Origin of the sequence: Nocardia bovistercoris (assembly GCF_015674855.1) — a bacterium.
GTDB lineage: Bacteria > Actinomycetota > Actinomycetes > Mycobacteriales > Mycobacteriaceae > Nocardia > Nocardia bovistercoris.
In genome coordinates this window covers 366,342-380,654 of sequence record NZ_JADMLG010000008.1, presented here as the reverse complement: position 1 = coordinate 380,654, position 14,313 = coordinate 366,342, and the positions used below count along the sequence as shown (strand labels likewise).

Genomic DNA, 14,313 nt, shown 5'->3' with positions numbered 1-14,313 from the left:
CTCAATGCAGGAAAGCGTCGCCCGAAAGATCGGCGCCCGCCCCCGCGTCGCCGCCCGCGTCATGGGCGCCGAACAACTCCGACCCGCCCGCCGAGGACTCCAACCCCGACCCGAACGCGCTCGAAACATCCAGCGCGGACCAGGTATCAGCCGTCGAGGTCAAAGCCCCCGACCCGAATTCGCCGCCACCAACATGCGCCGCCCCGCTCGATTCGGCCCCACCCGCCGCCTGCGCGGTCCCACTCGATTCGAAACCGCTCGACACACTGTGCCCCGCATCGATTCCCGACTCCAGCCCCGAGGAAACCTGACCGCCGACGCCGGAGCCGAACTGTCCCGCACCACCGATCCCGGACTCCAGTCCCGACGAAACCTGACCGGCGCCACCGAGACCCGTCTCCAAACCCGTGGAAACCTCACCGGCGCCCGCGAGCCCTGCATCCAGAGCCGAACTGACGTGTCCGGCGCCACCGAACCCGGACTCCAGACCCGAGGTGACCTGTCCTCCTACACCAGCTCCCACACCCGAAGCGAACTGCCCACTACCGCCGATCTCGGACGCCACCTGCCCGACACCACCGAGCCCGGCTTCCAATCCCGACGAAACCTGACCCGCACCACCGAGACCCGTCTCCAAACCCGTGGAAACCTCACCGGCGCCCGCGAGCCCTGCATCCAGAGCCGAACTGACGTGTCCGGCGCCACCGAACCCGGACTCCAGACCCGACGAAACCTGTCCTCCGACACCAGCTGCCGCACCGGAAACAAACTGCCCACTACCGCCGATCTCGGACGCCACCTGCCCGACACCACCGAGCCCGGTTCCCAGACCCGACGAAACCTGACCCGCACCACCGAGACCCGTCTCCAAACCTGTCGAAACCTGACCGGCGCCACCGAGACCCGCATCCAGCCCCGACGAAACTTGACCGCCGACGCCTGCTCCCACACCCGAAGCGAACTCCCCCGCACCACCGAGTCCGGCTTCAAGTCCGGACCCCACCTGGCCTGCACCGGCAATACCGGTCTCCAAACCCGAGGTGACCTGACCACCGATACCAGCGCCAACCCCGGAGGCGAGATGCCCAGCGCTGCCGAGCCCGGTACCCAATCCTGAAGAGACCTGCCCGGCGCCACCGATACCGGCCTCCAAACCTGACGAAACCTGCCCTGCCCCCACGAGTCCCGTTTCCAAGCCCGAAGCAACCACCCCCGCGCCACCGAGTCCGGCTTCCAGCCCCGACGAAACCTGCCCGCCGACACCGGAAGCGAACTCTCCGACTCCGGCGGTCGCGCCCGAGGAAGCCTGACCCACACCACCGAGACCGGCCTCCAGCCCCGACGAAGCCTGCTCGGCTCCACCGAGCGCAGCACCCAGACCCGAAGAAACCTCGCCCCCGACACCGGAAGCGAACCCCCCGACCCCACCGAGCCCAGTCTCCAAACCGGAGGAAACCTGTCCCGCGGCCCCGAGCCCGGCCTGCACGTCCGAGGCCACTTGCCCCACGACCCCGACACCACCGGAAACACCGGACTCCAACCCCGCCGCACCGGTCAGATCCGCACCGAGATCGGCCGCCGCCGCGAGGCCACCGGTCGCATCGACGGCGGATTCAGCCGCAGCGCCCACCGCACCCGACAAACCACCACCGACCGAAGCCGCCGCACCGCTCACCCCGGAAACAGCACCACCCAAATCCGCACCGAGACCGGTAGACCCGGCGACACCGCCACCCAGATCAACAGCGGAGTCGACAGCACCCGACAAATCACCACCGAGTGGAGCGGCCGCACCGGCCCCAACGGAAGCAGCACCACCCAGGTCCGAACCCAGACCGGCACCGATATCAGCGACACCACCGAGGTTCGTCGCAGCATCCACCGCACCGCCCAGACCGGCACCGAGGCCACCGGCAGCATCCACCGCACCGGCAACCCCGGTGTTCAAGCCCGCACCCAGACCAGCGCCTGCCTCAGCACCCAGACCGGCGGCGGCATCAACCGCACCGACAGCACTCCCGGTCAGACCCGCTCCGAGACCGGCTGCCGCATCAGCAGCGCCCCCGGTCAAACCCGCTCCGAGAGCGGCTGTCGCGTCGGCGGCACCGGTCAGATCGGTGCCGAGATCGGCCACCGCCCCGAGACCACCGGTCGCATCGGCCGCGGCGTCGAGCGCGCCCGACAAATCACCACCGAGGGAGGCAGCCACACCGGTCGCCCCGGAAGCAGCACCGCCGATATCCGCACCGAAACCGGCGGCGGCGTCAACCGCACCGGACAGATCCGCACCGAAACCGGTTACGGCATCAGCCGCGCCACCCACGGCGCCACCGAGATCCACCGCGGTTTCGGTCGCACCGGTCAGCCCGGCACCGAGATCAGCGGCCACCCCGGCTCCGAGTCCACTCGCGGTATCAACGGCGCCGGTCAATTCCGCACCGAAACCGGTTGCAGCGGTGAGACCACCGCCCAGATCAGCGGCGGAGTCGACAGCACCCGACAGACCACCGCCAAGTGACGCGGCCGCATCAGCCGCACCGGATGCCGCACCCGACAAGCCCGCACCCAGACCAGCGGCAGCATCAACGGCACCAGACGCCCCCGCAGACAGATCCGCACCGAGTTCGGTTGCGGCAGTGAGATCACCGCCCAGGTCGACGGCGGAATCCACTGCGCCCGACAAGCCACCGCCGAGTGACGCCGCCGCATCAGCCGCACCGGATGCCGCACCCGACAAGCCCGCACCCAGACCAGCGGCAGCATCAACGGCACCAGATGCCCCCGCAGACAGGCCCGCACCGAGACCGGTGGCGGTATCAACGGCACCGGACGCCCCTGCGGACAGATCCGCACCGAGACCGGTTGCGACTTCGGCTGTTCCGCTCACCACATCGGTCAGATCCGCGCCGAAGCCCACAGCGGTATCTACCGCGCCCGCTGCGTCGGCACCGAGACCCGCGCCGAGATCCGCGGCCGTGCCCACCGCTGCGGTCAAGCTCGTGTCGATGCCCGCCGTCGCGTCCGCCGCGGTGGCCGCTGCGCCGGAAAAGTTCGCGCCGAGATCCGCGGCCGCATCGGTCGCACCTGCCAGACTTCCGCCGAGAGCACCGGACGCGGCGGCGGAGAGATCGGTGGCCGCATCCACAGCCCCACCGAGGGCACCGGTCAGACCCGCACCCACGCCGGTAGCAGCCTCGGCCGCACCGGAGAGACCGACTCCCAGATCGGTTCCCGCACCAACAGTTCCATCGAGAGCACCCGTCAGCCCGGCCCCCAGACCGCTGGCTGCCCCAACCGCACCGGAGAGACCGGTATCAAGATCAGTGGCGGAACCGGCGGCACCATCGAGAGCACCGCTCAAGCCCGCGCCCACACCGGACGCCGCGCCCAGCGTGCCGTCGAGAGCTCCCGTGAGATCGGCGCCCAGATCAGATGCCGCTCCAGCCACACCGCTCAGACCCACACCCAAACCGGACGCCGCACCTACTGTGCCGTTGAGAGCACCGGTGAGATCAGCGCCCAGATCGGTGGCAGCGCCAGCCGCGCCGGTCAGGCCGGCACCCAATCCGGTTGCCGCACCTACCGCACCGTCAAAGGCACCTGTGAGACCTGTGCTCAGATCGGAGGCCGCACCGGCCGCGCCCGACAAACCCGCGCCCAAACCACCAGCCGCACCAACCGCGCCATCGAGGGCACCGGTGAGACCCGTACTCAGATCGGTAGCCGCACCGGCCGCGCCCGACAGAGCGCCGGACAAACCCGCGCCCAGACCGCCGGCCGCGCCTACGGCGCCTTCCAGGGCACCGGTGAGACCGGCACCCGCGCTGGTTGCCGCGCCCGCCGCGCCGGACAGTCCCGCGCCGAGGTCGGCGGCGGCCCCCGCGGTGGTGTCGAGGGCGCCGGTGAGGTTCGCGCCGAGGTCGGCGGCGGCTTCGGCGGCGCCGTCGAGGTCGAGGCCCGCGCTGATGTCGGTGGGGGTGTTCAGGCCGGTGTCGATGTCGGTGGATCCGCCGAGGCCGATGGCGGCGCCGAGACCGGCGAGGGCGCCGAGACCGGCTTCGAGGCCTGCGCCGAGACCGGCGCCGATGGTCGCGCCGAGGTCGGCGCCCGCTTGGAGGCCTGCGCCGATCGCGGTGTCGAACCCGCTGGAGACGTCGAGGTCGATGCCGGTGTCGCCGTTCAGGCTGATGTCGGCGCCGGATTGGCCCGCGGCGCCGAGTCCGATGCCCGCGTTGGTCGCGGCGGCCGCGCCCGCGCCCACGGCGGCAGCGGCGGCGGCGTTTCCGCCCGCGGCGATGATGGCGGGGAGTTGGGAGCCGCCGGTGACGAGGGCCGATTCGGCGACCATGGGGGCTACCGCTGCGATGTCTTCGGGGGTGACCGCGGAAAGGCCAGCGGCGGCGAGTGCCTGTTCGGGGGCGGCGCAGTAGTTGAGGGCGGCTTCGCGGTCGCGGAGCAGGCTGAGGATGAACTCGAGTATCGCATTGGGGGTCATCGTGATCGTCTCCTGAGATCGGCGGACCTCTTCCATCCGCGGTCGTTGAAATCCATTTCACGGTAGGTAGCGAACTCGTTACGCCGAAACGGGGGAGATCCCTACGGGGCCCCTCGGTAACCTATTAGGGGCCGCGCCGACATTAGGGGAATTTCCCCGTTGTCCCCCATCGTCCGGTAACGGTTCCTCGCCAGCAACCGACAGAACCGGTGCGTCGACCGGACGACCCGTTCTCGCACACAACCGGACTGCGCACCAGCGACCATCGGGCTTCACGAGATTCGAACGAGGTTCACGAATGACAGAGCGTCTGGCGCTCGGTATCACCGTCGGAGCGTTGCATTCGGTCGCCGTCGCGGCGTCGGGAGCGGGCGGCGCGGTGGATGCCGATCAGGTTGCGGGCGGCGTCGTCCTGGTGCATCCGAGTGTGGTTCGCGTGTCCGAGTACGAGGCGCCGGTGTTCGGTTCGGCCGCCCTCGCGCAGGACACCGATGTTCCGCACGCGGTGATCGACGGTTTCCTCGACCGTGTCGGGGATCCGGTGGACATGCTGGCCGAGGACGGTTCGTCGCATGCGGCGGCGGATCTGTTCGCGATCGCGGTCGCGGGCCTGGTCGACGAGGCCGCCGACGCGGTGTCGCGCACGCCGGAGGCGGTGGTTGCGTGTCATCCGGCGCGCTGGTCGGCGCATACGGTGCGGGTGGTGCGCGACGCGCTGTCGACCGCGGGCCTCTCGGAGGTGACGTTGGTGCCCGAGCAGGCGGCGGCGGTGCGCTGGCTCGAGTCGACGCACGGACCGCTCGGCCCGGGCGCGGTGCTGGTCTACGATCTCGGCGCGTCGGGCCTCACGTTGTCGGTGGTGCGCACCGGCGGTCGCGCTCCCGGGCCGAGCCCGTCGCTGCACAATACCGACGTCGCCGGGGCCGAATTCGATCTTCTGACCATGCGCTATGTCTTGGCAAATACTCTGAATGGAAACGAATTCGATCCATTCGATCCGGCGTCGGAAAGGCAATTGGCGGCTTTGCGCGACAGCTGCCGAAAAGCGAAAGAATCGCTTTCCATAAATACGTCGACGGTTCTCCCGGTACGCCTTGGAGCCGAGGACCGCCAGATCAGGTTGGTGCGCGACGAACTCGAGGAACTGCTGCGCCCCCCGCTACTTACCTCGCTCGACCTGGTCCGCGACGTCGTGCACCGCGCCGGACTCGATATCGGCGACATCAACCGCGTCCTGCTCACCGGCGGTGGCGCGGCGATTCCCCTGGTCACCGAACTGCTCTCGACGGAATTCGGCCTCCCGGTCGTCGCCGCTGCCGCCCCAGCCGAGACCGGCGCGCGCGGTGCCGCCGTGATGGCCGCCGAACTGGCGGAGGCCACCGCCGAGACCGCGCCGCACCCGGCGCTGCGCGCGGCCCCGCCCGCCCCGGAGATCCGGTCGCTCGACCTGCCCGCCCAGCCCGAGCCGCGCCGTTCCACCCGAGGAAGGGCCGCGGTGATCGCGAGCGCGGCGGTCCTCATCGCACTGCTCGCGGGCGGCACCGTCGCCATCGGCACGAGTTCGAATTTCGGCACTGAGCCGTCCTCGTCGAACCAGAACGCGACCACGACCGGGCAGGCCCCCGCCGGGGCGGATTCGGGTTCGGTTCAACCGGCCGCCGACCCGCTCGCCCCCGGCGCGACCCACCCCCCCGGCGCACCGCCGGGTTCCCCGGCGGCTCCGGCGCAGGGCGGGTCGGCGGCGGCCGTCGCGAATCCGCGCGCCGAGCAGACACAGAACCCGCAGAGCCAACAGCCGGGGCAACAACCGCAGAGCCAGCCCACCCAAGGCCAACCCGCCCAGGGCCAGTCGCCGCAACCGCAGCAGGCCCAGTCACCCCAGCCGCAGCCGAACACCCCGCAGCCCCAGCCCGCACCGCAACCCCAACCGACGCAACAGATTCCGACTCAGCAGATTCCGACCCAGTATCCGCAACCGAACCTGCCGAAGCCGCAGGCGCCGAGCCTGCCGACCGGCGCGCTGTCCGACACCATCGACGGCGTCGGCGGCGCGGTCGGCACGGTGTTGCAAGTGCCGGGCGAAATCCTCGGGGGCAACGGTGGCTGATATCGCGTTCGACACCATGCCGTATGCGCGCGATATCTTCCGTGACCTCGACTCCTGCGATTCCGAACCGACGACCGTGCTGGTGCGCGGACGTTCGGGCACCGGCAAGTCGACACTGTTGACGGCGGTCCGAGCCCGACTCAGGTCCCGCGGCGTCCCGTTGTGGGACACCTCCCGCGCACCGGTCCCGGCGGGGCCATCGGGTGATCGTTCGCCGAATCCGGCGCTGATCGTCGACAACGCGCACACCGCGAGCGACGCCGAACTCGAATCACTGTGCGCGGAAATCGAATCCGGTGCGCGCACGGTGGTTGTCGCGATCCAGCCGCGTCCGCACGACGACCGGTTGCGCGCACTCGCCGATGTGGTCGCGCGCCGCGGCCGGGTGGTCGACCTCCGCCCGCTCGGCAGCTCCGACATCACCCCGTTCGCCAGGGAACTCGGCATGGCAGTGCCGCGAGCGATCGCGCAGCACATCCACCAGCAGACCGGCGGCATCCGCGGCGGCGTCGTCGCGGCGTTGACGGCGGTGTGCTCGACTCGGCTCGAGGCCGGGGTGCCCGCCGTCGACGCGGCGGTATCGCAGTGGGCGCGCACCGAATTGGACAATCTGGAACCGGACCTGCTCGAGACGCTGGCCGTCGCCACCACCGGCACCGGCCTCGATTCGAGTGAACTCACCGAAGTGCTCGGCATCGACGCCGACGTCGCGCGCAGGCTGATCGATCGCGCCCGCGCCAGCGCCCTGGTGACCGACGCCGATCTGCTTCTGGCTCCTGCGGTTCCGGCGCTGCGCACGGTGCTAGGCGATCGCCGCTACCTCGATGTGCAGCGCCGCCTGCTGACCGCCCGACTCGACGCCGGACTGCTGCGCGACCGCACCGCGCTCGCGTTCGCCGAGTCCGGTGTCCGCGACCGACGACTGGCCGAATACCTGTGCACCGCTGCCGAACACGCGGGCCGGGATGCCGTCCGCTACTACGCGGCCGCGGCGTCGGCAGGCATCGAGATCGACCGGATCGCGTTGCGCTGGGCCGAATCCGCCGCGCGGGTCGGTGACGGCGACACCGCGATGCGACTGGCCGAACCCGTCCTCGCCCGCACCGGCGTCGACGGCGCGGCACTGGTCGACGCGGTGCGGATCTGCGCGGGTGTCGCGACCCGCCGCGGCCTGATCGGTCGCGCCGCCGAGCTCTACACCTGGCTCGGCCCGCACCGGGTGCGCGCCGACTGGGCGGTGGCGGCGACAGTGCACTGCCTCGCGGGTGATCTCCCCGCGGCAACGGAACTGGCCGCCGCGGCGCCGAACTGGCCGCCGACCGAGACCGACGCCCGCGCGCGCCTGGTCGCGACCGCGCTCACCGACACCCTCGACCATGCCGCCACCGATTCCGACGCGGCGGTGTCGGCGCTGGTCCAGGCCGCGCACTCGGACGCGAGCACCGACCGTTTCCTGCCGTGCACGGCGGTCTCGCTGGCGACCATGCTGTGCCTGAGCACCGGCGAGCCCCGCCGCGCGGGCGAGGTCCTGGTGCGCGTGGCCGACGGCGGGCCGCGCGCGGATCAGCTGCGGGTGCTCGCGGCCTGGGTCGCGATGCTCGGCGGCGACGAACAGCGCGCGGCCGAACACGTCGCGGCCTTCGACTGGAAGGCACTCGACATCCGCGACCGGCTGCTCGCGCACGGCGTCGCGGTCGGGCTCGCGCGCCGCGGCGGTGACGCGGCGGCGCTCAGCCTCGCCTGGCAGGCCGCCTACCCGCTGTTCGACGATGTGGACGCCGACCTGCTGACCCTGCTGCCGATCGGCGAGCTCTGGCTCGCGGGCATCAGGTTGAAGCAGGAGCGCCGCGTAACACCGCTGGTCGAAGCGTCGCTGACGCTGCTGCGCGGGCTGCGGCAGCCGCCGTCCTGGGCGAACGCCTTCCACTGGTACGGGGTGCAGGCCGCGATCGCGCACGAGAGCCCCGACGCCCTGCTCCCGCACGCGCGGCTGCTCAAGTCCGCGGCCGAGGCGGGCGACCGGCACGCCGCCGTACTCGCCGACGCCGGACGCACCTGGGTTTTCGTGCTGCGCGGCGAGGTGTCGGCGCCGCATGTCGCCTCGGCCGTCACCGGCCTGCGCGGTATCGGCCTGACCTGGGACGCGGCCCGGTTGGCGAGCGAGGCCGCGCTGGCGGCGGGCGATTCCGCGACCGCGACCGCGCTGCTCAAACTGGCGCGCGCGGTCCGCGCCGACGCCCGTCCGCCCGAACCGCAGCCGACCCGGGCACCGGCCGCGGCCCCCGCGCGCGGACAGGTCACCGCGGCGGCCGCGCCCGCGACCGACGCCGCGATCCTCAGCGAACGCGAGCGCGAGGTGGCCGAGTTGGTACTGCTCGGCCTGACATATCGGGAGATCGGCGCGCGCCTGTACATTTCCGCGAAAACGGTGGAGCATCATGTCGCCCGCATCCGCCGCCGAATCGGTGCCGGATCGCGTTCGGAGTTATTGTCGATGCTCCGCGCCATGGGACACGGCTCGCTGCTCGTGTGAGAGACCGGCGCGGCGCCGAGCCGTCGAATCGAGGAACAGGGAATGGCCACTGGGGTGGGCCTGCGGATCGCCGAGGACGAGTGCACCGCGGCGGTCATCACCGACGCCGGAGAACTACGGTACGTCGTGCGCGAGGCTGTCCTGCACATGACCGACGACGGCGACACCGTCCTCGGTGGCGAGGCCCCGGAGAACTCGCATTCGATCACCGGATTCGTGGCCGCGGTCGGCGACCCCGCAGGACTTTCCGTCGACGAGGGCGAGGCGTACCGCGCCGAGGACCTGTACGCCACCGCGGTGTTCTGCCTGATCAACCAGACCACCGAATTCCTCAGCGGCCCCGCCGAGTTCTACGCCACCCATCCCGGCGACTGGCCCGCGCCGCAGGTGCAGTCGCTGCGCGAGGCGCTCGACTATCTCGGCCTGCGTTCGGTGGTGCTGGTCAGCGACGCCGACCTACCGGCCGTCGACACCGCCGAGCCGGGCAAGTCCTTCGCCTACGACGCCGCGCGCGCCGCCTTGGCCGCGGTGCTCGCCACGCCCGCGGGTTCGACCCCGCCCGATTCGACGTCCTCGGAGAACTCGACGGTGCAGACCGACGTGATCCCGACGGTGCCGACCCCGTCCGACCGCCCGCAGGCGTATTCCCAGGCCATGCCCGCCGCGGGCCCCGTCACCGCGACCTTCCCTCCGCTGCCGAAGCAGGCCAATCCGCGCCGGGTGCCGCTGCTGATAGTGGCCGCCGTCCTGTTCGGTCTCGCGCTCGGCGGTTTCGGGGTCGCGCTGGTGTTGCGCGGCGAGGACGCGCCCGACCCGCCGCCGGTGCGCGACGCGAAGTCGGATCAGTCCACGCCCGTGCTGCCGCCGACGACCCCGTTCGTGCTGCCGAGCACCACGGAATCCACCGTCGTGCTGCCCGCGCCGCCACCCGAGCCGTCGCCGGAACCGGAGACCACTCCGCCACCGCCGCCGCCGACCACGCCACCGCCGCCGACCCAGTCCTCGACGCCGCCGTCGGTCACCTCGACACCGCCGAACGGGCGCACCACCACCCCGACGCGCACGCTGTTCCCCGCACCGCCCGCGTGGATGCCGACGGACTCCGGGTGGACGCCGCCCACTTACACCGTGCAGATCCCACCGCCCCGCTGAATTTGGTAACGTCCGCGCGGGGTTTGTGCCCTAGAGTGGTGCGCTGACCGGTTTCGCCGGTTTTCGACGCTGACGAAGTCCGTGTGCCACCTGCAGATACCGCCGTGGCTCATGGATTTGAAGCTGGCACCCGGGTGCCGACGAAGGGACTTCATGCGTAAGTTCGAGGCGCCTCGCGCCGCGGTCAAAGCAGCCTGCATCGGATTCGCGGCGACCGTACTCATCGCACCCTTGCTCGGTTCCGGCGCAGCGGCCGCGGACACGCCGGAACAGTTGCCCGCCGACGCCCTGCCCGCCGAACTCGTCCAGGCGATCTCCCGCGACCTGCACCTGACCCCGGAGCAGTACCTCGAGCGCGCCGAGCAGGCCCAGCAGCTCGGACGGTACGCGCGCGACTTCCGCGACCGCCACCCCGATTCCTACGCGGGCTCGTGGATCGCCGCCGACGGCAAGGCAACGGTCGCCGTCACCTCGCCCGACGCCGCGCGCATCGCGGGCGCCGACGGCTACCAGACCCATATCGCCCCGGTGTCGGCGAACAATCTGGAACTGTCGCTGACCCAGGTGAACCAGTGGATCGCCACCTTGCCGCGCGATCTGTCGGAGGCCATCAACTCGGTGGCGATCGATATCCTCAACAGCCAGTTGGTGCTCAGCATCGCCAACACCCCCGCGGGTCACGTGCTGAACCTGCCGACGCTGATCGCCAATGTGAAGGTGATCCTCTCGCCGGGCAGCGGCGGGCCGATCGAACGCCGTCCGATGGGCGGCGACACCTACATCAGCGCGCCCACCGCGCTCGACGACGCCTCGCTGCGCGGCGTCGACGTCTGCTCCTTCGGCTTCAACAGCATCGACGCGGCGGGCAACGCGCTCAATATCAGTGCCGGGCACTGCGATCCGAATCTGAGCAAGGCGAATCAGCAGGCCGGGGTCTACCTGCCCAATATCCGGGATCTGCAGAGCAGCCCGCAGCTCGGCACCTTCGTCACCGCGCAGCTCGGCGGCGGTTCCGGCCTCGACTACTCGGTGATCCAGTTGAACGACCGCGCGGTGCGGGCCGGGATGGACCAGCCTTCGGTGCGCGGCGCCAACGGCACCACCCTCGCCATCACCGGCACCGCCGACCCGGTGACCGGCGCCCCGGTGTGCAAGTCCGGGCAGACCTCCACCTTCACCTGCGGCTTCGTGGTCGCGGACCGGGTCGAGACGCAGCTCTACACCGTCGAGGGCGAGAGCAAGATCGTGCGCGGTTTCGCCAGCTCGGCCTGCACGCTCAGCGGTGACAGCGGCGGCGCGATCATCTCGGGCACCCTGGCGCTCGGCATCACCAGCGGTTCCAACGCCGCTGACGCTCCCAGTTGCGGCGAGGCGAACTTCGCGCTCGCTCCCTACGGCGGCACCGCGACCCTCGGCATCCCGATTCGCGCCATCCTCGCCGATATCGACGCGGGCGCCGCGGGCGGTGTCGGCCGCGTACTCCGGGTGCCCCCCCACCCCCCCCGGGGGGGCGGGTGCGCCCCCCGGGCCGGGCGCCCCCGCGGCGCCCCACGCCGAGGAACCGAAGGTGACCGCTATCACAATGCAGTCTGCCCAGGCCCGACGCGCCCGAGTGCGGGTTCGGGTCGTCACCATCGATGGATGAGTAGTGATACCCGTGCCGAACCCATATAGTTTCCGCATGCTCCTGCCACGTAAAGGTCAGTTCCGGTCCGCCGCGCGAGGGAAACGGGTCAAGAAGTCGGTGATCGCCGCCTCCGCCGCGATCCTGCTCTTCGGTCCCACCGCGGCGGTAGCGAACGCCGAACCGGCGCAGACGCCCGACCTTCCCGCCGAACTCGTCACGGCGGTCACCCGCGATCTGAAGATCTCCCCCGAGGAGTACCTGCGCCGCGCCGACCTCGCCCAGCAGATCGCCGCCTTCGCCACCAACGCCCAGCGGCAGTACCCGCAGGTGTTCGCGGGTTCGTGGCTCGACGATTCCGGCAAGGCGGTCGTCGCCCTCACCCAGGGCCCCGGCGCCGACGAGGCGCGCGCGGCGGCGCAGGCGGCGGGCTACGAGGTCCGCAACGTGGCCAAGAGCGAGGCGGCGCTGCGCGGTGAGAAGACGGCGTTCGAGCGCTGGCTCGACAGCCAGCCCGCCGCGGTCTCCGCCCTGGTGCGCGGCGTTGTCGTGGACACCGTCAACAACAGCATCTCGGTCCGGGTCGAGCAGGCCGGACTGCCGTTGCCGAGCTTCGTCGACCCGTCGCGGGTGATCGTCACCAAACCGCCGGTCGGGGCCGAGCAGCTGCCGCAGGCGAGCGAGATCGCGGGCGAGATCTACAACGGATCGCTGTCCGGCGGAGACGGATTCATCTCCTCGGCGGGTCGCGGTTCGCTGCGCTGTTCCTTCGGGTTCAACGGCACCGACCGCTCCGGCAACGTGGTCAACATAACCGCCGGACACTGCAATCCCGATATCCCGGCCGCGGGCACCGAGAACGCGACGGCGGTGCGCGAACTGCTCGCGGGCGAGAAGCCAGGCGCCCCGCTCGGCGTCTACCAGAAGTCGGTGCTCGGATCGCAGGACTACTCGATCGTGCGCATCAACGACCAGGCCAAGGACCGTTTCGCCAACAACGGCGTTCGGGTGCCCAATGCCGCTCCGATCCGCATCGAAGGCGTCGCGATCCCGGTCGTCGGCGCGCCGGTCTGCAAGTCGGGTTCGCGCACCGGCTTCAGCTGCGGCGTGGTGAACGCCGTCGATCAGACCGTCCTGGTCGGTGACCGCGAACTCACCCAGAGCTTCTCCGCGGGCATCTGTGCGCTGCCAGGCGACAGCGGCGGCCCGCTGGTCAGCGGCCGTCTCGCGCTCGGCATCGCGAGCGCGTCCTCGGTCGCCGACTACCCGATCTGCGAGATCCCGAACCTGATCGGCGCGCTCACCGGCGATGTGCCGTTGCTGTTCGCGCAGCCGGTCAGCGTGGTGCTCTCGGACAACCCGGGGCTGCGGGTCCGCACCGAGTGAGATCCGCTCTTCGAAGGGCCGGCAGCTGTGGCTGTCGGCCTTTTCGCTGTTCTATGGCGGGTTTCCGCCGCCCTTACACGGCCTGAACGGGAAGCGATCCGCTGACGGCCCCGGCGATCGTCGGGCACTCTGGACCGCATGTGTTTGGTGTTGATCGGCTGGCGCGCGCATCCGGACTACCGGCTGATAGTCGCCGCCAACCGGGACGAGTACTACATCCGGCCGACCGAGTCGATGCGCCGCTGGCCTGAGGTGTCGGGTCTGCTCGCGGGCCGCGACATCGGCGCGCGGGACCGCGCACCGGGCAGGCCGCCGGGCACCTGGCTCGGGCTGCGGGCGAGCGCGGGCAGGTTCGCGACGGTCACCAATGTCCGCAATCCGCTCGACGACCGCGCCGACGCGCGCTCACGCGGTGCGCTGCTCATGGATTTCCTCACCGATGCCGAACCCCTCCCCGAGCGGTACGTCCGTGACATCGCGTCGGCCTCGGACGACTACAACGGATACAACCTGATCGTCTCCGACCTCGAGACGCTGTGGTGGCATTCCAACCGCGCGGGCGACCGGCCCCGACCGTTGTCCGCCGGATTCCACGGCCTGTCCAACGCGCCGTTCGTCACCTCGTCACGGCTCGGTCCCGACACCGGACTCGAGGCGCGGGCCTGGCCGAAAGTGCGCGCGGGCATGGCTGCGCTGCGCAAGGTCGTGGAATCGGAGCCGGACTCGGTGGAACGCTATTTCGACGCGCTGTCCGATTCCACGCAGGCGCCCGACGAGTTGCTGCCGAATACGGGGGTGCCGCACGAGATGGAACGCGCGCTGTCGGCGGGTTTCATCGCCAGCACCGAGCACGGCACGCGGGCGAGCACCGTGCTGCTCGTGCGCGAGGACGGCGCCTACGAAATCGCCGAACGCTCGTTCGGCCCACTGGGCAAGCCGCTGGGCGAGACGGGCTTCCGCGGGCTGCTGCGGTCCACCTGAACGTCGATCGGCCCGCTCCCCAACGGGAACGGGCC

General features: G+C 71.0%; 7 protein-coding genes. 6 read left to right on the top strand and 1 reads right to left on the bottom strand.

Annotated elements, in window-relative coordinates; all coding sequences use genetic code 11:
* Position 1 precedes the first annotated feature (1 nt).
* Positions 2 to 4,495, bottom strand: coding sequence for an IniB N-terminal domain-containing protein (locus tag IT779_RS38555; RefSeq protein ID WP_196151156.1), 4,494 nt, complete (start codon positions 4,493 to 4,495; stop codon positions 2 to 4).
* A gap of 298 nt (positions 4,496 to 4,793) precedes the next feature.
* Here IT779_RS38555 and IT779_RS21525 point away from each other — a divergent pair, with 298 nt between their 5' ends.
* The 6 genes from IT779_RS21525 (at position 4,794) to IT779_RS21500 (ending at position 14,278) form a co-directional block, all read left to right on the top strand.
* Entirely contained in the window at positions 4,794 to 6,602 is a 1,809-nt protein-coding gene (locus tag IT779_RS21525) for an Hsp70 family protein (protein WP_196151155.1), read from the top strand.
* Positions 6,595 to 9,135, top strand: coding sequence for a LuxR C-terminal-related transcriptional regulator (locus IT779_RS21520; RefSeq protein ID WP_196151154.1), 2,541 nt, complete (start codon positions 6,595 to 6,597; stop codon positions 9,133 to 9,135). Before IT779_RS21525 ends, IT779_RS21520 begins: the two co-directional genes overlap by 8 nt.
* A gap of 42 nt (positions 9,136 to 9,177) precedes the next feature.
* On the top strand, positions 9,178 to 10,287 hold the full coding sequence (locus tag IT779_RS21515) for a hypothetical protein (protein ID WP_196151153.1): 1,110 nt from the start codon (positions 9,178 to 9,180) through the stop codon (positions 10,285 to 10,287).
* Positions 10,288 to 10,440: 153 nt separating this feature from the next.
* A complete protein-coding gene (locus tag IT779_RS21510) occupies positions 10,441 to 11,961 on the top strand; it encodes a S1 family peptidase (protein WP_232541934.1) in 1,521 nt (506 codons plus the stop codon).
* 7 nt (positions 11,962 to 11,968) lie between these two features.
* A complete protein-coding gene (locus tag IT779_RS21505; protein ID WP_196151152.1) occupies positions 11,969 to 13,297 on the top strand; it encodes a S1 family peptidase in 1,329 nt (442 codons plus the stop codon).
* 138 nt (positions 13,298 to 13,435) lie between these two features.
* Positions 13,436 to 14,278 (top strand): NRDE family protein, encoded by an 843-nt coding sequence (locus tag IT779_RS21500; protein ID WP_196151151.1) that lies wholly within the window; start codon positions 13,436 to 13,438, stop codon positions 14,276 to 14,278.
* Positions 14,279 to 14,313: the final 35 nt, after the last annotated feature.

Excerpts from the sequence above, each read along its gene's own strand:
- IT779_RS38555 (WP_196151156.1), bottom strand. The coding sequence starts at position 4,495 with ATGACCCCCAATGCGATACTCGAGTTCATCCTCAGCCTGCTCCGCGAC.
- IT779_RS21525 (WP_196151155.1), top strand. The coding sequence starts at position 4,794 with ATGACAGAGCGTCTGGCGCTCGGTATCACCGTCGGAGCGTTGCATTCG.
- IT779_RS21515 (WP_196151153.1), top strand. The coding sequence starts at position 9,178 with ATGGCCACTGGGGTGGGCCTGCGGATCGCCGAGGACGAGTGCACCGCG.
- IT779_RS21510 (WP_232541934.1), top strand. The coding sequence starts at position 10,441 with ATGCGTAAGTTCGAGGCGCCTCGCGCCGCGGTCAAAGCAGCCTGCATC.
- IT779_RS21505 (WP_196151152.1), top strand. The coding sequence starts at position 11,969 with ATGCTCCTGCCACGTAAAGGTCAGTTCCGGTCCGCCGCGCGAGGGAAA.
- IT779_RS21500 (WP_196151151.1), top strand. The coding sequence starts at position 13,436 with ATGTGTTTGGTGTTGATCGGCTGGCGCGCGCATCCGGACTACCGGCTG.